The organism is Symbiobacterium turbinis (genome assembly GCF_055383075.1).
Window position 1 is genome coordinate 2,530,808 of record NZ_AP042433.1, and the last position, 25,134, is coordinate 2,555,941.

The following is a 25,134-nucleotide window of genomic DNA, read 5'->3' on the forward strand; positions in this document are numbered from 1 at the left end:
GCCAGGGACTGACCCCGACCTGGTTGCATCCATCACTCATGGAAGGTCTACAAATATCGTATTGCTCTCTTGACCATCCGGGTTGACCACCTTCAGTGCATAGGTGCCAGGCTGAACAGTGGCTCTGATCCGGAAGCGGGTGGGACCGTAGAAGTTGAGCGCATAGAACTGTGTACCGTTCAACTCAGCATAAACACCGGACAGGAAGTGCTCGCCATCGATGTAGAGCAGGTAATTGCCCTTCGATCCAGTGACGTAGTAGCCGGTGACCACAGGTGCCGGAGTGGGTGGTGGCGCCTCATACGTGTAGCCCTGTTCCAGAGTGAACTCCGACCCGTCAGCGTTGACAACCTGCACATCCACAGCCCCTGCAACCGGTGACTCTGGCGCGCGCACCCGTACCCTGTTGGGGTTGTAGTAGTTCAACAGCTGCGCCTCGAAACCGCCGAAGAAGAATCGTGAATCCGGTGCAAAGTACACGCCCTCGATGTAGACGAGCGTTCCCCCTTCCATGGGGCCCGAGCTCGGCGATACGCTCGTGATCTCCACCTGCGGCAACTTATACGTATACGCCTGCGGAAGCACAGCTTCCTCGCCGCCCGGATTCACCACGCGCACGTCTACCGTGCCCGGCTGGGCCGCGGCGGGTGTGCGTACACGGATGCGCTCCGGACCATAGTAGTTCAGAACCGTCGCCTGGGCTGAGCCGAAGTAAACCGCCAGGCCGTCAGCCAAGTTTGCTCCATCGATGTAGACGATCTCATTCCCGGAGGTTAGCCCGGCATCAGGCGAGACACTGAACAGTTCGGGAGCGGGCGGAGGAGGTGGCTCCAGATAGGTAAACCCATCGCGTGCCACCGCTTCCTTTCCGGACGGGTTGACTACCCTGACATCGACGGGGCCATAGGTTGCAGACGCCGGTGTCCTGACCCGTAAACGCTCCGGACCATAGTAATTGAGGAGCACAGCAGGGTTCTCCCCGAACCACACCGTCAGCCCAGCCTCAAACCCAGTGCCGTCGATGTAGACGATAGTGCCGCCGTCGGCCTCACCTTCACTGGGCGAGACACTGGTGATTGTGGGATCTGGCTGAGGAGGCGGGGCGATGTAGCTGTAGCCTGCCGGTACCACGGCCTCCTGACCGTCCGGGTTCACCACCTTAACATCCACAGCCCCAGGGGTAGCCGCAGCCGGCGTCCGCACGCGAATCCGATCGGGCCCGTAGTGATTGACGACGACTGCCTCCGTACTTCCGAAGAATACACGTAAGCCGGGCTCCAGGTTGGCTCCATGGAGATAAACCAGTTCCCCACCGGCCTGCGGACCGCTGCTGGGACTAACCAGGGATAACTCAGGCGCTGGCGGTGGAGGCGGGAGAAGGTACGTGTAGCCGTCTGCGACCACAACCTCCTGCCCCCAGGGGTCTACGATCTTCACATCGACTGGCCCCTCCACCGGCGACGGCGGCGTCACGATCGTAATCTGGGTTGACGTGAGCCCGACTACGGTCGCCGACTGCTCACCGAAGAAGACCTGGGTACCGGCCTGGAAGTTGGCCCCTGAGATCGTGACGGCCTCACCACCATCCACCGATCCCTCGGCAGGCGTCACGGCGGTTACCGACGGGGCAGGTGGCAACAGGTACTCGAAGAGTCCATCCCACACCGCCTCCTGGTTGTCAGGGTTCACCAGCCTGACCGGTACCAAACCTGCCTGGGCAGAGGCAGGCGTACGTACCCGAATGCGTTCCTTGCTGTAGTAGTTTAGCAGCGTCGCTGCCTGGTTGCCAAAGTAGACCGTTACACCGGGGGAGATGTGTGCGCCATCAATGTATACGATATCCCCACCGAGGACCGAGCCAGAGGCAGGACTCACGTTGGTAACCACTGGGGCAGGGATGAAGTACGTATACCCAGCTGGCACCACCGCTGACTGCCCGTTGGGGTTCTCCAGGGTCACGTCCACCGGGCCGGGTACATCGGCCGCAGGCACGATCACAGCAATATGATCTGGCCCGTGATAGGCAGACACCTGGGCCTCCCTGGTGCCGAACCAAACCCGGGCGTCGGCTGCGAAGTTGCGTCCCCTGAGGTCCACCACGTCGCCACCTTCGAGTTTACCCGCGTTAGGCGTGACTGAGTGGATCTCAGGTTGAGTCTCTTCCAGAGACAGGTAGATGAACCCTCCTGGAAGGGTCAGGCTTGATCCATCGGGTTTCGTGAGCACCACGTCGACGGGTCCCGGGGATGTTCCGGGCGGGGATACTGCCTGGACCCTAGCGCCATCGATATAGGTCATGCTGGTAGCGGGAACACCGTCAAACGTAATGACCATCTCTCGATCGAAATACTTTCCGGTAAAGCTGATCAGAGTACCACCCGAGAGGGGGCCCTCCCCAGGGGTCATCTCTTCAACTTCGGGAGCAGCCCAGTACCGGTAGGTTGCCTCGGCTGTTTGCCCATCGTCGTTGATTACCTTAACGGTCACGGTCTCTGCGCGACCGGGCGGAGCGGTCACCGTAATCTCGGTCGGCGTCACCACGATGTCAGTGGCGTCCTTCCTGCCAAACTGCACCCGGGCGCCCGGGCGGAAGTGCTGACCGGTGATAACCACCGTCTCGCCGCCATACACGGACCCGTTGTCAGGCTGAATCTCCGTGATGACGGGCGCAGGATAACTCACTGTTATGACCGCGCCGGGAACTTGGTCCCAGTGTACTCGGCCTGTGTAGTCCTTGTACGTGATCTGAGACCCCGAAAACGCGGGAATCGTCCCGGTCCGAGCGCCCTCGCGATGCCGGATCCGGTAGGTGAACGTCAACAACTCATCCTTCAATTCCAGGAAGGTCCAGGTAATCTTGTTTCCTTCAACTACAGGCTGCGGGATATTGTGGGAGTATGAGCCCGGGACGATCTCGAACTCCGGCGCGACGGTATCGGAGACCACAACATCGTAAGCACTGGCGATGCCGATCTCATGAACGATGTGCGCATAGATCTCAGGCAACCCGACAGAGCCCAGAACGAAGTGGTGGTGGTGCGCCGTTGTGGCCATCTCCTTCAAGAGGAGATTGGGCGCACTGGTGTCGGGGTCATCGTTGACACTCAGGAGAGCGATCGTATAAAAAACGATTCCGGCATTCTTCGCTTCGGTGGCCTTGGCCTTGGCGTACTCATACCCGTTAGGACTGCCGACATTGGCCTCGCCATCAGTCATGAGGACAATCACGGGCTGTGCTTCAGGCCGGTGCTCAGCCAGCAATTCCATCGCCAACTGGATCGCGTCACCCGTTGCTGTGTTTCCGCTGGCATTCAGGGTGTCAACGTAGGCCTTCGCAGCAGAACCGTCTGTCGTCAGAGGAAACCCGTTCGCTGAGGTGCTGTAATCGACAATACCCACCCGATGCTTGGAAAAGTCCATGAGATCGATGAAACCTTTGGCCGCCTCTCTGGCATGGTACATCCGGTTCTCCGATCCCATGGAACCCGACCGGTCAATGACCAGAATGACATCGTTGGGCCTGACCACGTCTACCGGCGGAGTTCCCTGGATGGACAGGATGACCTCGGCCTCGCCGCCGACCAGGATCGCGTCCGGGTTCACCGCCTTCGACACAGTCACTGGAGCCGTTGCTGCGGCAGCGACCGGCACCGAAGCAAAACTGCCCAGGGCCAGGACCGCGGCCAGAGCCACAGACAAGAGCCTCATGACTCGCTTCATCTTCGAGCCCCCTTCCCTGACGAAAAAAGCAACAGCCGGTTGCTGTTGCCAAGAGTAACTGTGCAACCTGGCAATCTTTCCGGTTCGTACCGGCGAAGACCCATGGCTTTGCGTCCCTGCATTTCTGCAGGTTTGCCCAACATTATGCAGTTTGTGTAGGATCGGAATGCCATGAATTAGTAATCCAATATTAACATCTACACCATCATTGTCAATACCCCTACAGGTCAAATCATTGGCTCTCACTGGGATGACCTGAGCAGCAGTGCTGCGCCTAGCGCGAGAAAAAAGCCCCCTGTCACCACGCGAAGGTAACGGATTGGAATGTGTTTGAGCAGACTCTCACCGGCCAGCACCGCGATCAAGGAGGAAGCGACCAGCGCGACTGCAGCTCCGAAGAAGACCATGTGCGGAGACTTGGAGCGCGCAGAGAGCGTCATCACCATCAACTGCGTCTTGTCACCCAACTCGGCCAGAAAGACCACACTGAAGGCAATCAACGCCGACTTCCAGTCCAACCCAGGTCGCCCCCCGGCTCTCAGGTGGAGCGCAGCATGACCGCACTCAGGCTATGGGTATGACCCAGCCTGTCCGACCATGCCAGGATCGGGGGATTACAGGGGTTGCTTACGGGCAACCACGATGGTTACATGATCTCCGTTCGGGCTGTTGTCACCGTAGCCGAAGTAGACAAACCGCTCGGCCGGTATCCCGTACTCGTCACTGAGGAAACGCACCACGGCGCCGGCCCGCAGAGCCGCGAGTTCAAATCCCGCAGCACCATCTCCGGGTCCGTCGGCTGTGCCGTTGACCATAATGGGCAGTTCCACGCCCTGCAGTTTCGCCGCCACTTCGGCCAGGTAGGGTGCGGCGTCGGGCTTCAGCGTGTATTCCCCCGGATCGAAGAGCAGGCTGCCGGCCACGCTGAGCACGATGCCCCGTTCCTCCAGCGCAACCGCCATCAGCCCGCTGCGAACGCCGGGCAGATCACGAAAGACGTCCGCCACCTCAGCCAGCGGGTCGACAGGCTCAACCGGTGTAACAGGCTCCTCCACGACCACGACCGGCTCCGGTGCGGTGACAATGTCCACAGGTTCCGGAGCGGGCTCGAGGTCAGCAGGCGGCGGCTCGACAGGTGGAATTGGGATGGGGTCGACTTCCTCACTCGGCGGTGCGATGAGGTGCGCAGGCCAGTCCGGAACGTCCGGAAGGTTCCCGGGGCGTTCCGGCGGAATGACAGGCATGGCCGTGCCCACCTGGCCCCGCGCCGGCAGGGGAGCAATATCGGGCCCCACCGGTCCCAGCGCCGCCGCCAGCGAGCGGGCCAGGCTGGTGTACTTGGCGGTATCGACGCGCGCGAAGGAAAACATGACCACAAAGACGATGAACATCAGGGTCATGAAATCCGCATAAGAGACCATCCAACGGTGGACATTCGAGCCGCCTTGTCCCCCGCCTTCCCTACGGTGCTGTCCCATCGTTCCCTTTCTCGTCCGGGCCATTCAGCTATGCCCCCTCCTGAACAGGAGCGCCCGCAGCAGAGCGCGCTCTCCCGCCTGTGCTGGAGGGCAGGTAGATGGAAAGCTTCTCACGCAAGTTCCGCGGGTTCTCGCCGGCCTGTATGCCTTCGATTCCCACGATGATCATCTCGTTGAAGTGCCTCTGCTGCCCGGCGATGCCCTTGATCTTGTTGCCCACCGGCAGGAAAAACAGATTGGCCGACCCAAGGCCGTAGAGCGTAGCCAGGAAGGCGACGGCAATGGCCGGGCCCAGCGTGTCGGGATCGCTCAGGTTGCCCATGATGGTGATGAGCCCCATTACCGTGCCCATGATGCCGAGCGTCGGAGCGAAGCCACCGGCGGTTTCAAAGACGGCCGCACCGCGCAGAAGCTCGTTCGCGTGTTGCTCACTCATCGCCTGCATGACTTCGACCACCGCTTCCGGGTCGGCGCCGTCCACCGCCATGGTAAGCCCTCGCTGCACCACCGGGTTGGTGGCCTCGTCGGCATCCTCCTGAAGCGACAGCAGGCCGTTGCGCCGTGCCTTCTCGCTCAGCCCGACCAGCAGGTCGATCATGCCATGGTAGTCCAGTCTGGGCGGAACGAACGAGAGCTTCAGCCCCCTGGGGACCATTTTCAGGTCCTCGACCGTATGCGAAACGATGGTTGCGCCGATGGTGCCGCCGATGACAATCAGGAAGGCGCTGGGGCCCAACAGCGATGACAGCGTCACATGCTCCAGGGCTGCGCCGGCGACAAGCGCTACCAGCGCGAAGATCAACCCACCTACAGTTGCGAGATCCAAGAGATTCCCTCCTCCGAACATGAACCCTGCGGATCTGCCTCTGACAGCCGCGACTCAGGACTGTCACCGGCCCCATCCAGCGCCCGGTGAAAAGACACCGTCCCCCCGTCCGGGGGGGACGGTGTCCCCGGGATACACTATGAGCTTGCAGCCTACCGCAGCAGCGACAGGATCGCCTGCGGGGCCACGTTGGCCTGCGCCAGCATGGCCGTGGAGGCCTGCTGCAGGATCTGGTACTTGATGAAGTTCGCCATCTCGTATGCCATGTCGGCGTCGCGGATGCGGCTCTCCGCGGCGGTCAGGTTCTCGGACTGAATCTGCAGGGACTCGATGGCCATCTCGAGACGGTTCTGCAACGCACCGAAGTTCGCGCGGGCGGTGGAGACCGAATCGATGGCAGTGTCGATGGCATCGATGGCACCCTGGGCTGCCGTGGTGTTGTTGATGTTGACATCAGTGCTGGACACGCCAAGGGTAGCGGTATCGAGAGCCTGCAGTTCGATGGTGATATGGTCCGAATCCGGATCCGTGCCCGGGCCCACCTGAATCGTCAGGCTGGTGCCTGCGACAGAGCTGTCGATCAGCTCCTTGGTGTTGAACTTGGTGCTCAGGGCAGTACGGTCAATTTCCTCGATGAGGTTGTTGAACTCTTCCTGAAGCAGGGCGCGGTCTTCGTCGGTGAGCGTATCGCTGGAAGCCTGAACCGCCAGCTCGCGCATGCGCTGGAGCATGTCCTGAATCTTCTGGGCTCCGCCCTCAGCGGTCTGCACCAGCGAGACGCCGTCCTGGGCGTTCCGCACGGCCATGTTCAGGCCGCGGATCTGCGCCCGCATCTTCTCGGAGACCGCCAGGCCGGCGGCGTCGTCGGCAGCCCGGTTGACCCGGTAGCCGGAGGAGAGCTTCTCCAGGGACTTGCTCATGTTGTTGTTGTTGACACTCATGTTCCGCCAGGCGTTCAAAGCAGCCATGTTCGTGTTGATACGCACGTCGGTAGCCTCCTTGCTCGCTTTGTGCGATCTGTAATCTGTGGGCATGGGCGCGTCCTCCCTGCCGGCCGGGCCGGTGCCCCTACCCACTGACTATCTCATGTATGAACGGGTTACGCCGGGAAGTTAATCGCTTCTTACCCCCGTTGGTGTTGATTACGTTACCCTTCCTTTTATATCCTCGCCTATGCTCCCGAATTTGGCCCTACTTGAAAACGATGCCTCATCCTAGCGGCGCACATCGATCTGGCGGGCCGGCGGGGTCGAGCCCAGGACCTTTCGTACCCCGTCTGTCGTAGCCCGGGACTGCCGAGTGGCATCGGCTGCCGCGCGAAACTGGGAGAGCCACTGTTTCATCCGCCCGTCCAGGGCGCGCTGCTGCTCCAACAGCTGCTCCAGTACATCGCGAAAGCGCTCCCGGTCTTCTGCCCTGAACAGCTCCTGCGCGCGTTGCACCGCCTCGCCCCGCTCACGTACGAGCCGTTCCACGGCCGCCAGGCCCGCCTCAGTCGGCTGCCCCTGGAGTTCCGCCAGCAGTTGTTCGCCCAGCGCGAAGGCAGCCGCAAGCGCCCGGCGCAGCTCCTCAGTCACGGCCGTGCGCGCGCTCAATCCGGACCTGGCGCGCCGCCTCGGCCCAGGCGCTGGCCATGTCGCCCACGGTGGCGGAAACCTCGCGGAGAGCAGACACATCCTTGCGAATGAGCCCCTGGCTGAGCCGCCAGTTCCAGTACTCGTAGAGCCGTGCGAGGTTCGCCGCGATCTCCCCTGCCTCGGGATTGAGGGCCGAAGAGAGCTCGGCGAAGATGCGCTGGGCCTTGCCCACGTTCTCGCTGACCTCGGTGTAGCGCTCCTGCTCCAGCGCGGCTGCCGCCTTGTCGATGAAGCGCTGCGCCCCTTCGTACAGCAGCGAGATCTGGTCTTCCGGGGCGACCGTCTCTGCCTGGTACGTCCGATATTGGTTTAGCCCGTTCACGTTGGTCCTCCCCCGACGTCGTGATTTAGAAGTAGGAGCCAAACAGCATGGCGGCAAACGCGGCACCCTGCGCCTGCAGCCTGGCCATGGCCTCCTCCATTCGGGCGAACTGGGCTTCCAGTTGCAGCTGCCGCGCGGTCAGCCGCTCCTCCAGTCGGCTGATCGTGTCCTTGATCCGCTTGATCTGATCCGCCAGCGTCTTCTCCCGATGCTCGACCACACCGGTCTCCACATCGAGGAGCCCACGCAAATACCTGTGCATCTCCGCGGCCGCGCCGCGGTTGTACTGCCCCACCTGAATCTCGGTCAGCCTCACGGGGCCGTCGCCGTGGGTGGCCGTCACTGAGAGCCGGATGCGGGTGGTCGTCTTCGGATCGAAGCTGGCACCGTAGATGCTCCCGGTGTGATCTGTCTCCGTCGCCAGCACCTGCCAGCTACCCAGCGTTTCGTCCCAGTACTCCAGCGTAAACGCCTTGAGGGTGGCAAGATTGGCCGGTTGGTACAAGGTGATCTGATCGATAGTCTTGGCCGTGGCAAACGTGATCTCGATCTGATGAGGATCGTCGGGCGTCGGAGCGCCCACGCCTTCCCAGCCACCGCCGGTGGAGCCGAACCGGTCGCTGTCGGTCACGCCGTTGATCAGGTCGGTGAGGCGGCCCACTCCATCCGTCGTGCCGGTGACCGTGATCGTGGTACCCGGCTCCAGGGCCGGATTGGTCCGCATCGCGCCGAAGAGGGTGGCGACCCCCTCGGCGTCTTTGACCAGCGCCTCCTTGAACTTCTCCTCGTCAATGACAAACTTGCCGTAATCCGCCGAGCCGTACGCGCCGGTGGAGATGCCGATGTCCATCAGCGTGCGCCAGCCGTGCGGAAGGCCGCTGACCTGGTTGGTGATCATGGACCGCAAGCTGCTCTGCAGCCGCCGAACCTGGCTTTCCCCGCTCAGTGGGCCCGCCTCGCCGGTCTCGGTATCGTACCGGGTCAACTTCGCCATCAGGTCGAGGGCGGAGTTGACGGCGTTGATCCAGCCCTTCACGCTCTCCAGCACCTTGTCCGGATCCAGCTCCACCGTCAACTGCACGGGGTTCTCGGCGCCCGTCACCTTCTTCAGGGTGATGGTGAGGCCCGGGACGGCATCGTCCACGGTGTTGGTCGCGCGCACGTACTCGATGCCATTGAGCGTGAACACCGCATCCTTCGCCATCGAAAGCTCGTTGGCGAAGGCGCCGTCCGACGTGGTAAAGCCCAGCGCCTGCAGCGGTGTGCCGGCCACCTCCTCCAGCCGGATCGCATTGGCCGTACCGGAGGCGTCAGAGGTGAGTACGATGCGGTAACTGTCCGCGCCCATCTTCATGACGTTCGCGCGGACACCGGCGTTGGCGGCGTTGATCTTGTCCGCCAGGGAGTGCAGGGTGTCCTCCGCTTCCACATTGATCTCCTTGAGATCCGCGGGATCATTGCCGATCCGGAACGTTCCGCTGACCCCCAGCTGCGCGTTCGGATTGGCCACCGCCCGGTCCTCGCTCTGGCTGATCACATGGGTCTGTGCGAGGCTGGTGACCGCCAGCGAGTAGCTGGTGAGCGCCGACCCCTGGGCGGCGCTGATGTTGGCGACGGAGTCATCGGTCAGGGTAACCTTGCGTGAACGATAGACGAACGGAAGCCGCAGGCTGTCCAGCTTGGACTGGATGCTGGTCAGGGCCGACCGCAGATCCCGCCAGGCCTGCTGCTTCTTCTCCAGCTTCTGCTGATCCCGTTCCCGGTTCGCGATGCGCTCCAGTTCCAGCTCCAGGATCTTTTCAATCAGGGCGCTGGTATTTCCGCCGGAAATGAGACCGCTCAGGCCGAGCCGGCTCATGCGCTCTCACCTCCTACACCTTCTCGTCGACCAACAACCCCAGCAGTTCGCGCATCTCGCGGAAGGCCTCCACGAGGCGCTCGGGGGGGAACTCGCTCAGCACCTCGCCCGAGACGCTGTTCACCACCCGGATGATCACCCGGTTGCCGTAGACAACCTTGAACTGCAGCGCCGTCTGGAGCGACTCTGCGGCCGAGGACATGCGATCGGCGATGCGCTCCAGGACGTCGCGTTCCAGCACCGCCGCCTTTTCCTGTTCCGCGCCCACAGCCACCTGATCCGCACCGCGGACGGCGTCGGCGGGGCGCTGCTGAGGCGCGCCGATCCGGACAGACCGGTCCGCCATGATTTCCGTGGAACCTGTCACACGCATGCCTTACCCTCCTCCAGGGGCTTCCCCTTACCGCAACATGTAGTCCAGCAGACTAACCGGCAGCGCCTTCGCGAAGGCGGCGATGGCCGTCTGATACGCCGATTGGGCCTCTGTCATCTGCAGGACCGCCTCGGCCAGGTCCCCACCGCTCACCTTCCCCAGCCGGTCCTGCACGTTCACGAGACCATCGCGGGCGTAGTTCTCATACTGCTCTGCCTGCTGATAGCTCAGCCCCAGTTCAGAACGGAGCGCGACAAGCCGGTCCGAGGCGGCAATGACCTTGTCCAGGTACGTGGTCGTAACAGCCTCGACATCGCCTGCCCGCATGGCGTTGGCCATATCGGTCAGGTCCTTGATGATCGTGCCCGGCAGCCGGTTCCCGGCCACGGTGATCTTGATGCGGTAGCCCGGTGCGATTTCCCGCTCCAGGACCTGGTCCACGCCGCCGGCGTAGGTAACGCCGCCGGCCCCGTCGTCGGGATAGGGCTGGACGTCCGTCGACCACCCGGAGAACAGGTAGTAATCGCGGTGCCGGGCGTTCAACTCCTTTTTCAGTCCATCCCGCAGTGCCTCGATCTGCTTTGCCAGGTTCTCTGCAGCAGCGGGCTCCAGGCTGGCCGGAGAGCCGAACTGGACGGCGGTCTCATGTGCAGACTGGAGCAAATCAAGCATTGTCGAAATGCTCGTCTCCGCGGCCGCCAGCCACTCCTTCGACTGGCTGATGGCCTCCTGCGCCCGCTCGAACCGCACCTTGGCACCCATGAGGTCGATGGCCTCCACCACCGCCCGGGGGTTGTCAGAGGGGCGCTCCAGGGTGCGACCGTTCACCTTCTTCTGGGCCACCATATACTTCTCGCGGAGGGCTCCCAGGTCGTAGACCGCCGCGTTGAGCAGCATCCAGTTGGTCACTCGCACCGTGCATCCCCCCTTACTAGACCATGTTGATCAACACGTCAAGCATTTCGTCGATCATCTGAATGACCCGGGCCGCAGCGGCGAAGGCCTTCTGCTGCTGCGTCAGGCCCGCTACCTCTTCATCCACCGAGACGCCCCACTTGGAGGAGCGCGTCTCCTTGATGGTGCGCAGGTGGGACGCCGCCACAGTCTCCTCGCGGTCCGCCTGCGCCGTCTTCGAGCCGATCAGGCCCACCAGGTTGCGGTAGCGGACGATCGGGCTGGTGCTCCTGTCGCCCGCCACCAGCCCCTCGGAGAGCTGGTAGATGGCGTCGGCGATCCGCCCATCCATCTGGAGCGCCGGACTGGCCGCCGCCGCGCGGATGCGCATGGGTGTCACGGCTGGGTTGACGACGACGGAGCCGATGACATCGTCCTGCACCAGGAAGAAGTCCAGGTCGGAGCCGTCGCCGGCCTCCTCAAAGCCGTAGCCGGTGCGGTGCAGCTCATTCACCGCCTTGGCCAGGTCCTTCACAAACGTGTCCAGTTCGGCGATGGCAGCGTCCAGTTCGGTGTCGCGCATGAAGAGCAGGCCCCGCAGTTTGCCCCCGCCATCGTACTGGGGCACGTCCTTGCCAACCCAGACAGGCGTGAGGCCGTCGGGCCCCTCGACCAGCTCCAGCTGGTTCAGGTAAAGACCATCCACGGCCGGCACTGCGCCGATCATGACCCGCACCGTACCGTCAGACAGGAAGGTGGGCACGGCGCCGGTCTGGGCGGCGAGTTCGTCGAGGAGCTTGTCCCGCTGGTCCTGCAGGTCGGCGTCGGTCTCACCGGAGTGCTGGAGCACTGCGATCCGCGCGTTCAGGTCCCGCACAGCCCGCAGATTGGTGTTGATGTCGGCGACCAGCGCCGTCATCTCCTCATCGATGAGGTCGCGCACCTGGTTCAGGTGCGAAATAATCAACTTGTAGTTCTGCGTAAAATCGTTGGCAGCCGCCAGTACCTCGAGCCGCACGGTCACGTCCGACGGGTTCTCCGAAAGCGCCTTGAAGCTGTCGAAGAGCCGGTCGATGGCTTGGCCCATGCCGCCCTCAATCGGATCGCCGAAGATCTCTTCCACCCTCCGCCACATCTCGAGAATCGTCTCGGCCTCGCCGGCGGCGGCCGCAACGATGCGGTATTGATGGTCGACGAAGATGTCCCGCACGCGCGCCACATGGGGCAGGCGGCCTGTGGGATCGACCGGATTCTCCAGCGTCTGCCGCGTATAGCTTTCATTATTGTGATTCGTGATGTTCTTGGTATGAAGCATCATCGCCCACTGGGCAGACTGCATCGCCCTTGTGGCAATGTTGAAGCCCGTGTTCAGCCCCTTGATCATCTATCCAGCCTCCTCATGCCCGCCGGTTCAGGAGGGATCCGCCGCGCCCCTTGCCGGACGGGTACCCGGGATTCCTGGTCTCGTTGCCGCCCAGGAGCAGCCGCAGCAGGAAGTCGACCCGTCCGCTCTCCATGTGGAGCAGGGCGGTGAGCCGCTCCGTCTCGGCCCGCAGCTCATCGTGCAGACGGCGGATCTCTGCCGGCTCGGCGTCGATCTCGGCGGTCTCCAGTTCCCGGAGCAGCCGCTCCTGCTCAGCCGCCCCCTCCGTGATGGCCCTGACGTCGCCGGCAATCACGTGGTCGATTTGCGCACGGGTCAGTGCGATCATTTCCTGCAACAGTGCCGTCGCGCTCATGGCTCCACCACCCGCATGCGCAAGAGGAGGTCGGCCAGCTTCTCAGGGTCGACCTGATACTCTCCCCTCTGAATCTGTGCCCGGAGCTGATTGACCCGGTCAACCCGCACCGCCGGCAAGACGTTGAGCGCGGGCTTCATGTCGCGCACCTGAAGCGCGCGCGACGAAAGAGAGAGGCTGTCCTCGCGCAGCGCTCCCGCGGCCTCCCTCGCGCGGGCCCGTGCTTCATTCGCTTTCTGCCGGTTCGCGCGGTTGAGCCCCACCGCACCGGTAATTCTTGGTCCGTCGATTCGCATGCAGGCCACAACCTCTCGTGGGTCTTCACTATTACATGGCACGCAGACGCCGCAAAGTTAAGTCAATCATCTTCGCATTAAGCGCGCTCTCGGCCGAATATCGCGGCCATGCGCACGGTTTCACCCGAATTCGTCACGCCCGCGGAACCCTGCCCCGCAGGTTCAGCATGAGCTGGACCTCGCCCCTGGGCAGCTGCAGGGCCTCGGCAATCTCCAGCACACCCTTCCCCTCGTCAGCCAGCCGATACACGGCGTCCCGCACCGAGCCGTACCGGTCGCCGGCGTCCTGAGGCGGCGCCTCCTGAGTCTCCTGCGAATCGGGGCTCGGCTGGCCTGCGGCCGCCCGGCTCCTGGACCCAGCCCCGGCCCTGCGCGCCCGTTTCGGTTTCTGCGGGGCCGGCGTGGCCTCCGGCTCGGGCTCGGCTCCAGGCTCGGGTTCGGTCTTACTACCGGGCTGCGTCATGCGTTCATGCTCAAGTGCGCGCCCGGATACCTCCTGCGCAACGGCCCTGTCCTCCGGCTGCGCCTTTACCTGCGCCTGGGCCTCAGCCTGCAGGTCGGCGACCATCCGAATCTCCATCTGCGCAGCCAGCTCGTTCAGTCGCGCCATCCGCTGGTCGATCTCATCCAGCAGCGCCTCAGCGCTCATCGTCACCTCGGCCGTCAGCCGCTCCAGGCGGGTGATCTCCGCGAGCATGCGCTGCTGCCGAACCGTCACCTGGTAGAAGGCGTAGGCCAGCGCGCCAATCGCCACCAGCGCCAGGAGCACGTAGAGAACAGTCTGCATGGGCTACCCCCTCAGGCACAAAGCAACCTGCTACATTCTGTATTCTGTCGAAACCGCCTCGGGCAGCAGGCTCGCGGGACCTCCAGGCTCAGGACGAACAGCCAGAGGGAGTCGCGTCACGTATCCGCCATGGGTGCTGGACCCACGACAACACAGCAAACGCCTCCCGATCCGGTCTCACAGCCCACGACCCGCCGCTCACAGCTCACGAAACAAGGTCCTTCTTCATCCGCGACAGCTTCCCCCGCAGCCGCAGGATCGCCTTGCTGTGCACCTGCGAGATCCGGGCCTGCGAGAGCCCCAGGACCTCGCTGACCTCCTTCGCGATCAGCCCCTCCTGGTAGATCAGCGCGATCACCAGCTGCTCCTGCTCCGACAGCGAGGCAATCGCCCGGGCCAGCACCTCGCGCCGCTCCGCCCGCTGGCTCTCCAGCTCCGGGTCCACCGCCTCGTCGTCGGCCACCCGGTCGGCGAGCGCCGTGGTCTCGCCGTCGTCGAACGCCAGCGCCTCGTCCAGCGAGAGCACGGCGAGCGTTCCTGCCTCCTGCAGCCGCCTCTCCGCCTCCTCCACCGAGATCCCCATCTGCTCGGCCAGCTCGGCGGCGGAGGGCTCGCGGCCCAGGATGCCCATCAGCTCGTCCCGCACCCTCTCGAGCTGCCGCACCCGCCGGCGCAGGGCCGGGGCCCACTGCATCGCCCGGAGCCCCTCCAGGCAGGCGCCGCGGATCCACGGGATGGCGAAGGTCTCAAACCGCACCCCCCGGTCGGGGTCGTAGCGCTGAATTGCCTCCAGCAGCCCGAAGCACCCGTGACCCTCCACATCGGCCTGGTCCACGTGGGCCGGCAGGCCCACCATCAGCCGGCCCGCCACGTAGCGGACCAGCCACAGGTAGTGCTGGGCCAGGGCGTCGCGTGCAGCCGTGTCGTGATTCTGCCGCCAGCGCCGCCACAGCTCCAGGTGCTGCACGGTCACGGTGATCCCTCCTCTACAGGCTGCTGCTGCGCCGGGCGAAAAGGCCGGCCAGCCGGCTGAAGAACGAACCCGGCGTGGGAACCGCCGGGGCCGGCTCCCCCAACAGCCTGGCCGCCATGGCCTCCATCGCCCGGGCCGCCGGCGAGGCCGGGTAGCCCAGCACGTAGGGCACCTTGCGGCGTACAGACTGCCACACGTGGGGGTCCCGGGGAATCGTGCCGACGTGCGCCACCTCCACGCCCAGGAAGTTCCGGGCCGTGGTGGCGATGCGCTCGGCCACCCGCTGCGCGTCCTCCGGCCGCTCTGCCTGGTTGACCACGAGCCGGATGCGCGCCCGGTCATCCCGGGAGACCAGGGCCTTGATCATCGTGTAGGCATCGGCCATGGCGGTGGGCTCCGGCGTGGTCACCACCAGCACCTGGTTCGATGCCAGGGCGAACTCCAGCACCGCGTCGCCCACCCCGGCGCCGGTGTCCAGAATCAGGTATTCGGCCTCACCCTCCAGCCGCTCCAGCGACCGGAGGATCGGGCGCAGCTGGCCTGCCGTCAGGTTTCCGAGCTCCACCAGGCCCGAGCCGCCGGCGATGAGCTTCAGGCCCGTGCTCGTGCGGTGGATCACCTGCAGGATGTCCACCTCACCGCGCAGGAAGTGGCCCAGGTGGTACGGGGGAACCGTGCCCAGCAGGATGTCTGCGTTGGCCAGGCCGAGGTCCACGTCCATCAGCAGCACCTCATGGCCGGCCTGTGCCAACACCTGCGCGAGGTTCACGGCCACGTTGGTCTTGCCGACGCCGCCCTTGCCGCTGGTGACCGCGATGGCCTCGAAGCGGCGGGAAGCCAGGCCGGCGGCCTGTCTCCGGTAGGCAGCGGCCAGTTCACGCAGACGGCTGGCTTGATCGAACATCGGGCTACGCCCCCATGAAGAGTTTGGAGTAATCGACGGCATCTGCGGGCATCAGGTCGTCGGGCACCGACTGGCCGTCGGTCACGTAGGAGACCGGTACATCAAACTGTGCCCGGATGTTCAGCATGAGCCCCGGAGCAGAGGTCTCATCAGCCTTGGTGAAGATGAAGCGGTTCACGCCCAGGGGGAGGTAGCGCTCCAGCATGCGGCGGACGTCCCGCGGGTTGGTGTTGAGCGACACCACCAGGTGGACCTCGTCAGGCTGCGCCTCGCCCAGGAGTTCCTGCAGCTCCGCCATCCGCTCGTGGTCCTTGTGGCTCCGGCCACCGGTGTCCACCAGCACCAGGTCGGCATCCGCGTTGTGGGCCAGGGCGTGGCGCACGTCGGTGGGCCGCTCCACCGTGTAGAGGGGAACGGAGAGGATATCCGCGTAGGTGCGCAGCTGGTCCACGGCGGCGATGCGGAAGGTGTCGGACGTGATCAGCCCCACCTTCAGCCCCTGCTCCAGGGCAAAGTGCGCAGCCAGCTTGGCCAGCGTGGTGGTCTTGCCCACGCCGGTGGGGCCGATAAGCGCCACCACCCGGCGCAGGCCCGGCGCGACCTTGATCGGCGCGCCCGGACCCATGATCTGGCTGAGCTCTGCCCGCAGCAACGCCCGGCCCTTCGTGCCGTGGGTGCCCACCTTCCTGGCGATGGCCAGCGCCAGTCCCTCCGCCACGCCCGCGTCCAGCAGCCGATCGTAGACCTTGCGGCCGTAGCCCTTCAGCTCCAGCAGGGCCGCGGGGTCGGGCCGCGCCTCCACCAGCCGGGCCACGGCCTGCTTCAATTCGGCCATCTCCCGGCGCAGGCCGGCCAGGTCGGCGCTGCCAGGCGACGCCGCGCCGGACGGCCCCGGGGCGGGCGCACCGGAAGCCGGAGGCCACGCAGAGGCCGCACCGGGAGCCGCGGCCCACGCGTTTGCCGCCGTGCCGGAAGCGGGTGCCTGGCCGTCTGCAGGCGCAACCCCTGCTGACGGCGCCGGGCGGACGGGGGACGCCGGGCGGGGCGCCGCCGCACCGCGGGCCGCGGGGCGGTTCCCCCGATAGGGCTGCGGCCGCTCGTCGGCCGCGACGGTGAGCTCGGTCATCTCGCGGCCGAACAGGCCGAAAATGCCTCCCACCCGTACCTTGCGGCTCTCGACGATGACGGCGTCGGTGCCGAGTTCGTTCTTGGCCAGAATGAGGGCCTCCGCATACGTGGGGGCCATGTACTTCTTCACTTGCATCATGCACGGATCACCCCCACCGACTCGATCTCAAGCTTGGGATCCAGCTCCGCATAGGAGAGCACGATCAACCGCGGGTAGGTGTGCTGGGCGATGCGCCGGATCACCGGCCGCAGGGCCGGCGAGCAGACCAGCACGGGGGTGTGGCCCGCCTGCGCCATCTTCTGCGCCTCCCGCCCGATGCCCTCGATGACGGCCTGGGCGAGCTGCGGGTCGAGGCCGGGCGCGGGGCCCCGCTTCTCGGCGGCGGCGGTGAGCCGCTGCTCCACGTCCGGCGCGAGGGTGATGGCCTTGATGACCGGCCCCAGCTCGAAGTGGTGGACGATGGTCCGCCCCAGGGCCACACGCACCTTCTCGGTGAGCTGGTCGGGGTCTTTGGTGACCGGCGCCCAGTCGGCCAGTGCCTCGAAGATCAGCACCAGATCGCGGATGGGCACGCTCTCGGCCAGCAGGTTCTGCAGGACCTTCTGGATCTCGCCCAGGCTCAGCAGGCGGGGTGTCAGCTCCTCCACCAGGGCCGGGTGGGTCTCCTTCACCATGTCCACCATGCCCTTGACCTCCTGCCGGCCCAGGAGCTGGTGCGCGTTCTCCTTGATGACCTCGGTGAGGTGCGCCACCAGCACCGAGGCCGGGTCGACCACGGTGTAGCCGATCAGCTCAGCCCGCTGCTTGTCCGCGGGCGAGATCCAGAGCCCCGGGAGGCCGAAGGCCGGCTCTACCGTGGGCTGGCCGGGCACGGTCTCATCGAGGCCGCCCGGGTCCATCGCGAGGTAGCGGTCGGGCTGCAGCTCGTAGGAGCCCACCTCGATGCCCCGCAGTTTGATGACATACTGATACGGGTCCAGCGCGAGGTTGTCCCGCACCCGGATGTAGGGCAGGAGGAGCCCCAGGTTGGCCGCCACCTGCTTGCGCACGGCCACCACCCGGTCCAGCAGGTCGCCGCCCCGGCCCGGCTCGGCCATGGGCACCAGGGCGTAGCCCAGCTCCACCTCCAGCGGGTCGACCGGGGTGAGCTGCACCCTGGTCTCGGGCAGCATGTCGTTGGTGATGGGCAGCGGCTCGGGCTCGGGCACCTCGGCCGCGAGCTGCCTCCGCTGGTAGCGGGAGCCGATGGCCCCGATGCCCAGGATCAGGCTACCGATGACGAAGAAAGGCACAGTGGGCAGCCCGGGGATGACGCCCAGGGCCATCATGAGGCCGCCCGCCAGCATGAGCAGCTTCGGGTCGCCGCCCAGTTGGCGGGTGAGCTCGATACCGAGGCTGGACTCGTCGGCCGCGCGGGTCACCACGATGCCGGCGGCGGTGGAGATCAAGAGGGCCGGGATCTGGGTCACCAGGCCGTCGCCCACGGTGCGCAGCGAGAAGTGGCCCCAGGCCTCCTGGAAAGTCATGCCGTGCTGGAGCATGCCGATGATGAAGCCGCCCAGCAGGTTGATGAAGACGATGAGCAGGCCGGCGATGGCGTCGCCCTTGATGAACTTGGTAGCGCCGTCCATGGCGCCGTAGAAGTCGGCCTCCCGCTCGATCTGCCGTCGCCGGGCCCGGGCCTCGGCCTCGGTGATGAGGCCGGCGTTCAGGTCGGCGTCGATGGACATCTGCTTGCCCGGCATGGCATCGAGCGTGAAGCGGGCCGCCACTTCGGAGACCCGCTCGGCACCCTTAGTGATCACGATGAACTGCACAATGATCAGGATGAGGAAGACGATGAGTCCGACCACCGTGTTGCCGCCGATGACGTACTGGCCGAAGCGGCGGATGACCTCGCCCGCCTCGCCGGTGGTGAGCAGGAGGCGGGTGGTGGAGATGTTGAGCGTGATACGGAACAGGGTGGTGATGAGCAGCAGGGTCGGCAGGGACGAGAACTGGAGGACCTCGTTGCTGAAGATAGAGACCAGCACGATCACCACCGCCGCCGCGATGTTGAACGTGAGCAGAAGGTCCACCACGAACTCGGGCAGGGGCACGATGAGCAGGGTGACCATGGCCACCATGGCGCCGGCCACGGCGACGTCTGAGACCCGGATCGACGGGGCGCCGCTTGGGTTGGTCACAGCTCTCTCACCTCGGTGTCAGCGGATTTATTCCTGACCGGCCTGCCGGTTCTGCCGCCGGAGGTTGTAGACAAAGGCCAGCACCTCGGCTACGGCCTGGTAGTATTCGGGGGGTATGAGCCGCCCGACCTCGACGTCGTAGTAGAGCCCCCGGGCCAGGGCCCGGTTCTCCACCAGGGGCACGTCGTGCGCCCGGGCGATCTTCTTGATCTCCTGCGCCAGCAGGTCGGCGCCCTTCGCGACGACCCGGGGCGCTGCGTCCTTGGCCGCCTCGTACTTCAGGGCGACGGCGAAGTGGGTCGGGTTAGTGACGACCACGTCGGCCTTGGGCACTTCCACCAGGGCCCGGCGCCGCATGGCCATCTCCCGCATGCGCTGCCGCTGCCGGGACTTCAGTTCCGGCGCCCCCTCCTGCTCCCGGTGCTCCTGCTTGACCTCCTGCTTGGTCATGCGCAGCGACCGGCGGAACTCCCAGTACTGGTACCCGTAGTCGAGCACGCCAATGGCAAGGAAGGCCAGGCCCACGGCCAGCATCACGTCGAGCACCATGTCGGCAATGGCGCTGAGCCCCGCCGGAACGGTCTGTGCCATCAGGTTGGGAAACTTCGGCACCAGATCGCGGACGCTCCGGTAGGCGATGTAGCCGATCGCCGTGAGCTTGATCAGCCCTTTGAGGAGTTCGGTGAGGGTCCTGAGAGAGAACATGCGGCTGAGCCCGGTGATGGGGTTAAGCGTGGAAAACCTGGGCACCAGGGTCCGCAGGGTGAAGTTGAAGCGGGTTTGCAGGGTGCCGACGACGACGCCGATGGCCAGCACCACCAGGGCGATGGGCAGCACCGCGCGCAGGAGGAGCAGCACCCAGTCCTGCATGATGACGGCGATGGTCTCGGGGGTCAGCTCCACCGGCCGCAGCGTCTCGAACGTGGTGACCATACCGCCGGTGAGCTGCGCCACGCTGAAGGACCCGATCCCCCGCAGGGCCAGGGTGGCGGCCACCAGCCCCATGCCCGCCACCAGGTCGGTGGAACGGGCGACGCGGCCTTCCTCCCTCGCCTTGCGCAGCCTTCGGGGTGTTGGCTCCTCGGTGCGCTCCGCGAAGAGCTGCAGTTCCATGGCTTACCCCCCCGGTACGGCCCGCATGAGCTCGAGCATCCGCAGGGCCTCCCGGAAGCCGGCCTCAAACAGGGCCGTCAGCGGCCGGCCGTAGAACGGCAGCAGCAGCACCAGCATCAGGAGCCCCACGAAGGTCTTGGTGCCGAGACCGATGGCGAAGATGTTGAGCTGCGCCACGGCCCGGTTCAGCACCGCGAACGCGACCATGGTGAGCAGCATGACCGCCACAAAGGGCAGGATGAGCTGAATGGCCAGGGCCAGCAGGTCGCCGAAGAGGCGGGCGACGTAGAGCGCGCTGACGGCTCCCTCCACCGGTCCGCCGGCCGGCACCAGGGCGTAGCTCTGCGCAAACGTGCGGATCAGCCAGTGGTGGCCGTCGAGCCCGAGGAAGAAGAGCAGGGCCGTCGTCTGAAACAGGTTTCCCAGCAAAGTGGCGCCCTGGCCGGTGAGCGGGTCGAAGAGGCCGGCCAGCGCAAAGCCCATCTCGAGGTCGATCACCGCCCCGGCGATCTGCATGACGCTGACGAACAGCAGGCAGAGGAAGCCGATGACCAGGCCGACCACCAGCTCCACCAGCGCGGCGAGCAGCAGGTTTACCCCCTCGGTCCGGCCCGGGGCCACTTCGATGACCGGGCTGAGGAAGAAGCCCAGCAGCAAGCTGAGGGCCACCCGCACCTGAAACGGCACGAACCGGGTGGAGAAGATAGGCGCTGCGGTGAAGATGCCCATGGCCCGTGAGGCGCCCAGCAGGAGTGCGGCGAGCTGCGCGTAGAGCTGTTCCATTGGGCGTCATCGCACCATCGCGGGCAGCAGGGCTATCATGCGCCGGGCGAAATCCATGAGGTTGGTGAGCATCCAGGGCCCGAACACGATGAGGCCGGCCACCGCCGCGAGAATCTTGGGCACGAACTGGAGCGACGGCTCGTTCACCTGGGTGGTGGCCTGGAAGAGCGAGATCAGGAGGCCCACCAGGAGACCGAGCCCGATGACGGGGGCCGCCACGTACAGGGCGGTCCGCACCGCCTCCTGCGCGAGGTCCAGGGCGAACTCCGGAGTCAACTGCGGTCGCCCCCTTTATCCCGTAAAGCTTCGGATCAGCGACTCCACCACGAGGTGCCAGCCGTCCACCAGCACGAAGAGCAGCACCTTGAAGGGCAGCGAGATCAGGGTGGGCGGCACCATCATCATGCCCAGCGACATCATGAGGCTGGCCGTGATGAGGTCGATGATGATGAAGGGCAGGTAGATCAGGAAGCCCATGGTGAACGCGGTCTTGAGCTCGCTGATGGCGAAAGCGGGCACGACGGTGAAGAAGCTGACATCCTCGGGCCCGTCGGGCGCCGGCTGACCGCTCACCTCCAGCATCAGCCCCAGATCCGCCTCCCGGGTCTGCCTGAGCATGAACTCCTTCAGGGGCAGGGCGCCCCGCTCGATGGCCTCCACCTGGTCGATCTCCCCGGCCAGATAGGGCTGAATGGCCGTCTCGTTGATCTCGCCGAATGTCGGCATCATCACCGCCGCGGTGAGGAAGAGCGCCAGGCCGATGAGCACCTGGTTCGGCGGCGTCTGCTGCAGCCCCAGCGCGGTGCGGATGAAGCCGAAGACGACGATGATGCGTGTGAAGGAGGTGCACAGGATCACGATGGCCGGCGCCAGCGTGAGCACCGTGAGCAGCAGGAGCAGCTGCATCGTCTGCAGCCCCTCCTGGGGGGTCTCGGCCGGCCGGATGAAGTCGAAGGTGGGGATCTCCAGCGGCTGGGCCTGCGCCACCGGCGCCGCCAGCGCCAGAAGGGCCGCGACGATCAGCAGCCGGCGGAGGATCCGCCCGCTACTCATGGCGCCCCCCTCCCTTCCGCGCCAGAAGGGCGCGCATGCGCTCCAGGTTGGCCCGCACCGCGCCCTCCGCACCCGCGAAGCTGGTGGGGCCCCAGTCCCGCTCAGGCCGGGACTCCGCCAGCCACTCCGCCACCAGCTCCGGATCGTCGATGCGGTGGATGAGCCGAATGGAGCCCTCGGTGGAGCCCAAGAGCAGGATCTCCTGCCCCACCTGCACCAGCAGCAGGTGCCGGTCGCGGCCCACGGCCAGCCCCTCCAGCACCCGCATCCGCCGGCCGCGGGTGAACTGAAACTGCCACCGGGCCAGCCAGCGCACCGTCACGAAGGCCAGCGCGATCACCAGAAGCGAGGCGAGCAGGTAGACGAGGAGGCTCCCCGTGCCGCTCACCGGCGATGACTGGAGCAGCTCCTCCGTGCCGTTCATCGGCCGGGGCTCCCCTCGGGGTTGATCAGTTCGGTGATGCGGACGCCATAGTTCTCGCCGATCACCACGACCTCCCCGCGGGCCACGAGCTGGCCGTTGACCAGCAGATCGACCGCCTCACCGGCGTGCTTGTCCAGCTCCAGCACCGAGCCCGGGCCCATCGCAAGGATCTCCCGCAGGCTGCGCCGGCTCTGGCCGAGCTCCACCGTGAGCTCCAGCTCCACGTCGGCGAGCAGCCCCAGCGGCGACGGATCCCCCTCGGCCGACCCTTCCGGGTTCAGGGAGGGGAAGGCGGCCGCCTGCGGCTCCTGCTCACCCTGGCGTGCCTGGGCGAAGAGGGCGGCGATCTCCTCCTGGGTCAGTCCTTGTTTGGCCATCGATCGCCCCTCCTTACTGGATCACCATGTCGGTCACGTACACCCGGGTCACGTGGCCGGGCAGGATGGCGTCAAGCCCTTCCTTGATGGCCTCGGCCAGCCGCTCCTTCCCGTCGGCCCCGCTCAGGTCCTGCGCGGTCAGCTCCCGGACCTGGCTCAGCACGACGTCCCTCACCTGGGGGGAGGCTTCCTTGGCAAGCTCTTCCGACCGCGCGCTACGCAGCCCCAGGGCCACGCTGAACTGAATGTAGCGCAGGCGATCCTTGTCCGCGAGGTTGGTCACAAACTGGTCGAGTTCGTAATACGCCGCTTCGAGCACAGGGTCGCCTGCCGCTACGGTCGTCCTGCTGCCCCCGCCGGCGGCCACGGCCCCTCCGGGCTGCGGCATGAAGAAGAAGACATAGGTGGTGAGACCTGCCACGCCGACCGCCAGGATGACCACGGCGGCGACGAGCGCGGTAATCAGCCCTCGGTTCATGCGAAGTCTCCTCTTGTCGTTAGTCGGCAGGAACCCGCGCCTACCGCTTCAGGTTGATGATCTCGTGCAGCATGTCGTCGGCCGTGCTGACCAGCTTCGCCGAGGCCTGGTAGCCCCGCTGGGTCAGGATCATCTCGGTGAACTGCGCAGCCAGGTCGACGTTGGAGCCTTCCAGGTTGCCCGGCACCAGGGTTCCACGGCCACCCGAGCCCGGAGCGCCGATCTGCGCGACGCCCGAGGCCGGCGACTCGGCAAAGGTGGAACTGCCTTCCTTGATCAGGCCGCCGGGGTTGTTGAAGTTGGCCAGGGCGATCTGCGCCAGGACCTTGGTGGCGCCGTTGGTGTAGCGCCCGGTGATGACGCCGAACTCGTTGACGTAAACGGCAGCCAGGGTACCCATGCCCCGCCCGTCGACGGTGTTGATCTCCACCGACGACTTGGACTCCCCGGGGCCCGTGCTGGCGTCGTAGGCCTGGGTGACCTTGCTGAAGTCCACCTCGATGCGGAGCGGCGCGGCGTTACCGTCGGGATCGGTGATGATCAGTTCCGCAAGGTAGGTCTCCGGATTGTCAGGGTCGATCGCCAGCGTGCCGTCCGTGTTGAACGCAAGGAGCACGGGCGCGCTCTCGTACATGGCCTCCGTCCACTCCTTGCCCTGGGTCGGATCGTCGGGGTCCACGGGATCACTGTAGTCGTGCTGGTATTCCACGGTCCAGCCCTGGTCGGTCTTCGTGAAGCGCAGGGCGATACTGATGGGCCGGCCCAGGCTGTCGTACGCCGTCATGGCAGTGATGTAGGAGTCGTTGACGTTCGCCGCGGCGTCCAGGTTGCCCTTGAACGTGGCATTCTGCGTCGCCGCTGGCAGGGAGATGTCGCCACGGACGATCTGGATGTCGGTCATGGTGGCCCGGTCGGTCCGGCCGATCTGGCCGTCGGCATCGGCCATCCAGCCCTGAACCCGCATCCCCAGGGCCGGGATGAACAGGTAGCCGTCAGCGCTCCAGTCGAACGCACCCAGCCGGGTGTACAGGATCTCATCGTTTGCGCCCTTCACGACGAAGAGCCCGTCGCCAGAAATGGCCAGATCCAGCGACCGACCGGTCATCTGGAGGGGGCCGTTGTCGGTGATGAGGTCCGTGGAGCCCACGGCCACGCCCAGACCGATCTGCTGCGGGTTGGTCAGGACCGAACCCGAGGAGAGCGTCTGGTTGAACACATCGGTAAAGGTCACCCGGCTGGCCTTGAAGCCGGTGGTGTTGACGTTGGCGATGTTGTTGCCGATCACGTCCATTCGGGTCTGATGACTCCGGATACCCGACACGCCAGAGTAAAGCGAACGCATTCCAGACTACCTCCCCTTATTCGTGGTCCGTGCTGACCGGTGCGACCTCGATCACCTGGTCCAGCTTGATCTCCCGGTTCCCCAGGTTCAGCAGCGGCTCGCCGCTGTCAATGCGCACGGCGTGCACGATGCCGACCTCGGGCTTCCCCTCGTAGCCCCAGTACTTCACGGCAGCGCCGACCAGGCTGAGGCCGTAGCTCATCCGCGCCCAGCGCACGTTCTCGGTCATCTGCTCCAGGGCGGAGAACTGGGCGAGCTGCGCCATGAACTCCCGGTCGTCGATGGGGTTGAGCGGATCCTGGTAGCGAAGCTGGGTCACCAGCAGATTAAGAAAGTCCATCTTGCCGAGCTGGTCGGCCTTTCTCTGCTGAGCCGCCTCTGCGGCGCCGGAGGCCGTGCTCGCCTGAGTCCCGTTGATGCCGTCCACACTCATCGCTTACCG

The 25,134-nt window shown here is 65.5% G+C and carries 27 protein-coding genes and 1 riboswitch; all 27 genes read right to left on the bottom strand.

The genetic code is table 11. The features are described 5' to 3' along the window. Window positions 1-36: 36 nt before the first annotated feature. A complete protein-coding gene (locus ACZ45O_RS12075) occupies window positions 37-3,720 on the bottom strand; it encodes an IPT/TIG domain-containing protein (RefSeq protein WP_464853272.1) in 3,684 nt (1,227 codons plus the stop codon). 58 nt (window positions 3,721-3,778) lie between these two features. Beyond that, window positions 3,779-3,867, bottom strand: a riboswitch (cyclic di-GMP riboswitch). 95 nt (window positions 3,868-3,962) lie between these two features. Then, window positions 3,963-4,238 carry a TMEM165/GDT1 family protein gene (locus ACZ45O_RS12080; RefSeq protein WP_464853273.1) on the bottom strand — a complete coding sequence of 92 codons (276 nt, stop codon included), beginning with the start codon at window positions 4,236-4,238 and terminating at the stop codon, window positions 3,963-3,965. A 96-nt stretch (window positions 4,239-4,334) separates the two neighbouring features. Next, complete coding sequence (locus ACZ45O_RS12085) at window positions 4,335-5,222, bottom strand: flagellar motor protein MotB (RefSeq protein WP_464853274.1); 888 nt, start codon at window positions 5,220-5,222, stop codon at window positions 4,335-4,337. Window positions 5,223-5,226: 4 nt separating this feature from the next. After that, window positions 5,227-6,045 (bottom strand): flagellar motor protein, encoded by an 819-nt coding sequence (locus ACZ45O_RS12090; protein ID WP_464853276.1) that lies wholly within the window; start codon window positions 6,043-6,045, stop codon window positions 5,227-5,229. A gap of 131 nt (window positions 6,046-6,176) precedes the next feature. Continuing rightward, window positions 6,177-7,010: a flagellin N-terminal helical domain-containing protein gene (locus ACZ45O_RS12095; protein ID WP_464853278.1), complete on the bottom strand. Its 834-nt coding sequence runs from the start codon at window positions 7,008-7,010 to the stop codon at window positions 6,177-6,179. Between the two features lie 228 nt (window positions 7,011-7,238). Next, window positions 7,239-7,601 (bottom strand): hypothetical protein, encoded by a 363-nt coding sequence (locus tag ACZ45O_RS12100; RefSeq protein ID WP_464853280.1) that lies wholly within the window; start codon window positions 7,599-7,601, stop codon window positions 7,239-7,241. Next, window positions 7,594-7,983: a flagellar export chaperone FliS gene (fliS, locus tag ACZ45O_RS12105; RefSeq protein ID WP_464853282.1), complete on the bottom strand. Its 390-nt coding sequence runs from the start codon at window positions 7,981-7,983 to the stop codon at window positions 7,594-7,596. Before fliS ends, ACZ45O_RS12100 begins: the two co-directional genes overlap by 8 nt. A gap of 25 nt (window positions 7,984-8,008) precedes the next feature. Next, window positions 8,009-9,841 carry a flagellar filament capping protein FliD gene (gene fliD / locus ACZ45O_RS12110; protein WP_464853283.1) on the bottom strand — a complete coding sequence of 611 codons (1,833 nt, stop codon included), beginning with the start codon at window positions 9,839-9,841 and terminating at the stop codon, window positions 8,009-8,011. Between the two features lie 13 nt (window positions 9,842-9,854). Beyond that, a complete protein-coding gene (locus ACZ45O_RS12115; protein ID WP_464853284.1) occupies window positions 9,855-10,214 on the bottom strand; it encodes a flagellar protein FlaG in 360 nt (119 codons plus the stop codon). 27 nt (window positions 10,215-10,241) lie between these two features. After that, the gene (locus tag ACZ45O_RS12120) at window positions 10,242-11,129 is read right to left on the bottom strand and encodes a flagellin (RefSeq protein ID WP_464853285.1); all 888 of its coding nucleotides are present in this window, start codon (window positions 11,127-11,129) and stop codon (window positions 10,242-10,244) included. A gap of 16 nt (window positions 11,130-11,145) precedes the next feature. Continuing rightward, on the bottom strand, window positions 11,146-12,492 hold the full coding sequence (gene flgK / locus ACZ45O_RS12125) for a flagellar hook-associated protein FlgK (protein WP_464853286.1): 1,347 nt from the start codon (window positions 12,490-12,492) through the stop codon (window positions 11,146-11,148). Window positions 12,493-12,505: 13 nt separating this feature from the next. Next, entirely contained in the window at window positions 12,506-12,847 is a 342-nt protein-coding gene (locus ACZ45O_RS12130; RefSeq protein ID WP_464853287.1) for a hypothetical protein, read from the bottom strand. After that, window positions 12,844-13,143 (bottom strand): flagellar biosynthesis anti-sigma factor FlgM, encoded by a 300-nt coding sequence (flgM, locus tag ACZ45O_RS12135; protein ID WP_464853289.1) that lies wholly within the window; start codon window positions 13,141-13,143, stop codon window positions 12,844-12,846. The genes ACZ45O_RS12130 and flgM overlap by 4 nt, the downstream gene beginning before the upstream one ends. A 133-nt stretch (window positions 13,144-13,276) precedes the next feature. Beyond that, entirely contained in the window at window positions 13,277-13,930 is a 654-nt protein-coding gene (locus ACZ45O_RS12140; RefSeq protein WP_464853290.1) for a hypothetical protein, read from the bottom strand. Between the two features lie 205 nt (window positions 13,931-14,135). Next, window positions 14,136-14,903, bottom strand: a complete 768-nt coding sequence (locus tag ACZ45O_RS12145; RefSeq protein ID WP_464853291.1) for a FliA/WhiG family RNA polymerase sigma factor — start codon at window positions 14,901-14,903, stop codon at window positions 14,136-14,138. Between the two features lie 13 nt (window positions 14,904-14,916). Further along, window positions 14,917-15,807 (bottom strand): MinD/ParA family protein, encoded by an 891-nt coding sequence (locus tag ACZ45O_RS12150; RefSeq protein ID WP_464853292.1) that lies wholly within the window; start codon window positions 15,805-15,807, stop codon window positions 14,917-14,919. Between the two features lie 4 nt (window positions 15,808-15,811). Next, entirely contained in the window at window positions 15,812-17,074 is a 1,263-nt protein-coding gene (flhF, locus tag ACZ45O_RS12155; RefSeq protein ID WP_464853293.1) for a flagellar biosynthesis protein FlhF, read from the bottom strand. Beyond that, a complete protein-coding gene (flhA, locus tag ACZ45O_RS12160) occupies window positions 17,071-19,122 on the bottom strand; it encodes a flagellar biosynthesis protein FlhA (protein WP_464853294.1) in 2,052 nt (683 codons plus the stop codon). The genes flhF and flhA overlap by 4 nt, the downstream gene beginning before the upstream one ends. Before the next feature lie 27 nt (window positions 19,123-19,149). Beyond that, complete coding sequence (gene flhB / locus ACZ45O_RS12165; RefSeq protein WP_464853295.1) at window positions 19,150-20,235, bottom strand: flagellar biosynthesis protein FlhB; 1,086 nt, start codon at window positions 20,233-20,235, stop codon at window positions 19,150-19,152. A 3-nt stretch (window positions 20,236-20,238) separates the two neighbouring features. After that, entirely contained in the window at window positions 20,239-21,018 is a 780-nt protein-coding gene (locus tag ACZ45O_RS12170) for a flagellar biosynthetic protein FliR (RefSeq protein WP_464853296.1), read from the bottom strand. Window positions 21,019-21,024: 6 nt separating this feature from the next. After that, window positions 21,025-21,294: a flagellar biosynthesis protein FliQ gene (fliQ, locus tag ACZ45O_RS12175; protein WP_464853298.1), complete on the bottom strand. Its 270-nt coding sequence runs from the start codon at window positions 21,292-21,294 to the stop codon at window positions 21,025-21,027. A gap of 15 nt (window positions 21,295-21,309) precedes the next feature. Continuing rightward, window positions 21,310-22,071, bottom strand: coding sequence for a flagellar type III secretion system pore protein FliP (fliP, locus tag ACZ45O_RS12180; protein ID WP_464853300.1), 762 nt, complete (start codon window positions 22,069-22,071; stop codon window positions 21,310-21,312). Next, complete coding sequence (gene fliO, locus ACZ45O_RS12185) at window positions 22,064-22,495, bottom strand: flagellar biosynthetic protein FliO (protein WP_464853301.1); 432 nt, start codon at window positions 22,493-22,495, stop codon at window positions 22,064-22,066. The genes fliP and fliO overlap by 8 nt, the downstream gene beginning before the upstream one ends. Continuing rightward, window positions 22,492-22,872, bottom strand: coding sequence for a flagellar motor switch protein FliN (fliN, locus tag ACZ45O_RS12190; RefSeq protein ID WP_464853303.1), 381 nt, complete (start codon window positions 22,870-22,872; stop codon window positions 22,492-22,494). The genes fliO and fliN overlap by 4 nt, the downstream gene beginning before the upstream one ends. 13 nt (window positions 22,873-22,885) lie before the next feature. Continuing rightward, complete coding sequence (locus ACZ45O_RS12195; RefSeq protein ID WP_464853304.1) at window positions 22,886-23,350, bottom strand: flagellar basal body-associated FliL family protein; 465 nt, start codon at window positions 23,348-23,350, stop codon at window positions 22,886-22,888. A 40-nt stretch (window positions 23,351-23,390) separates the two neighbouring features. Further along, the gene (locus tag ACZ45O_RS12200) at window positions 23,391-24,692 is read right to left on the bottom strand and encodes a flagellar hook protein FlgE (protein WP_464853305.1); all 1,302 of its coding nucleotides are present in this window, start codon (window positions 24,690-24,692) and stop codon (window positions 23,391-23,393) included. A 16-nt stretch (window positions 24,693-24,708) separates the two neighbouring features. Further along, the gene (locus tag ACZ45O_RS12205; protein WP_464853306.1) at window positions 24,709-25,125 is read right to left on the bottom strand and encodes a flagellar hook capping FlgD N-terminal domain-containing protein; all 417 of its coding nucleotides are present in this window, start codon (window positions 25,123-25,125) and stop codon (window positions 24,709-24,711) included. Window positions 25,126-25,134 lie beyond the last annotated feature (9 nt).

Excerpts from the sequence above, each read along its gene's own strand:
- ACZ45O_RS12075 (WP_464853272.1), bottom strand. The coding sequence starts at position 3,720 with ATGAAGCGAGTCATGAGGCTCTTGTCTGTGGCTCTGGCCGCGGTCCTG.
- ACZ45O_RS12085 (WP_464853274.1), bottom strand. The coding sequence starts at position 5,222 with ATGGCCCGGACGAGAAAGGGAACGATGGGACAGCACCGTAGGGAAGGC.
- ACZ45O_RS12090 (WP_464853276.1), bottom strand. The coding sequence starts at position 6,045 with ATGTTCGGAGGAGGGAATCTCTTGGATCTCGCAACTGTAGGTGGGTTG.
- fliD (WP_464853283.1), bottom strand. The coding sequence starts at position 9,841 with ATGAGCCGGCTCGGCCTGAGCGGTCTCATTTCCGGCGGAAATACCAGC.
- ACZ45O_RS12115 (WP_464853284.1), bottom strand. The coding sequence starts at position 10,214 with ATGCGTGTGACAGGTTCCACGGAAATCATGGCGGACCGGTCTGTCCGG.
- flgK (WP_464853286.1), bottom strand. The coding sequence starts at position 12,492 with ATGATCAAGGGGCTGAACACGGGCTTCAACATTGCCACAAGGGCGATG.
- ACZ45O_RS12130 (WP_464853287.1), bottom strand. The coding sequence starts at position 12,847 with ATGAGCGCGACGGCACTGTTGCAGGAAATGATCGCACTGACCCGTGCG.
- flgM (WP_464853289.1), bottom strand. The coding sequence starts at position 13,143 with ATGCGAATCGACGGACCAAGAATTACCGGTGCGGTGGGGCTCAACCGC.
- ACZ45O_RS12140 (WP_464853290.1), bottom strand. The coding sequence starts at position 13,930 with ATGCAGACTGTTCTCTACGTGCTCCTGGCGCTGGTGGCGATTGGCGCG.
- ACZ45O_RS12150 (WP_464853292.1), bottom strand. The coding sequence starts at position 15,807 with ATGTTCGATCAAGCCAGCCGTCTGCGTGAACTGGCCGCTGCCTACCGG.
- flhF (WP_464853293.1), bottom strand. The coding sequence starts at position 17,074 with ATGATGCAAGTGAAGAAGTACATGGCCCCCACGTATGCGGAGGCCCTC.
- flhB (WP_464853295.1), bottom strand. The coding sequence starts at position 20,235 with ATGGAACTGCAGCTCTTCGCGGAGCGCACCGAGGAGCCAACACCCCGA.
- ACZ45O_RS12170 (WP_464853296.1), bottom strand. The coding sequence starts at position 21,018 with ATGGAACAGCTCTACGCGCAGCTCGCCGCACTCCTGCTGGGCGCCTCA.
- fliP (WP_464853300.1), bottom strand. The coding sequence starts at position 22,071 with ATGAGTAGCGGGCGGATCCTCCGCCGGCTGCTGATCGTCGCGGCCCTT.
- fliO (WP_464853301.1), bottom strand. The coding sequence starts at position 22,495 with ATGAACGGCACGGAGGAGCTGCTCCAGTCATCGCCGGTGAGCGGCACG.
- fliN (WP_464853303.1), bottom strand. The coding sequence starts at position 22,872 with ATGGCCAAACAAGGACTGACCCAGGAGGAGATCGCCGCCCTCTTCGCC.
- ACZ45O_RS12195 (WP_464853304.1), bottom strand. The coding sequence starts at position 23,350 with ATGAACCGAGGGCTGATTACCGCGCTCGTCGCCGCCGTGGTCATCCTG.
- ACZ45O_RS12200 (WP_464853305.1), bottom strand. The coding sequence starts at position 24,692 with ATGCGTTCGCTTTACTCTGGCGTGTCGGGTATCCGGAGTCATCAGACC.
- ACZ45O_RS12205 (WP_464853306.1), bottom strand. The coding sequence starts at position 25,125 with ATGAGTGTGGACGGCATCAACGGGACTCAGGCGAGCACGGCCTCCGGC.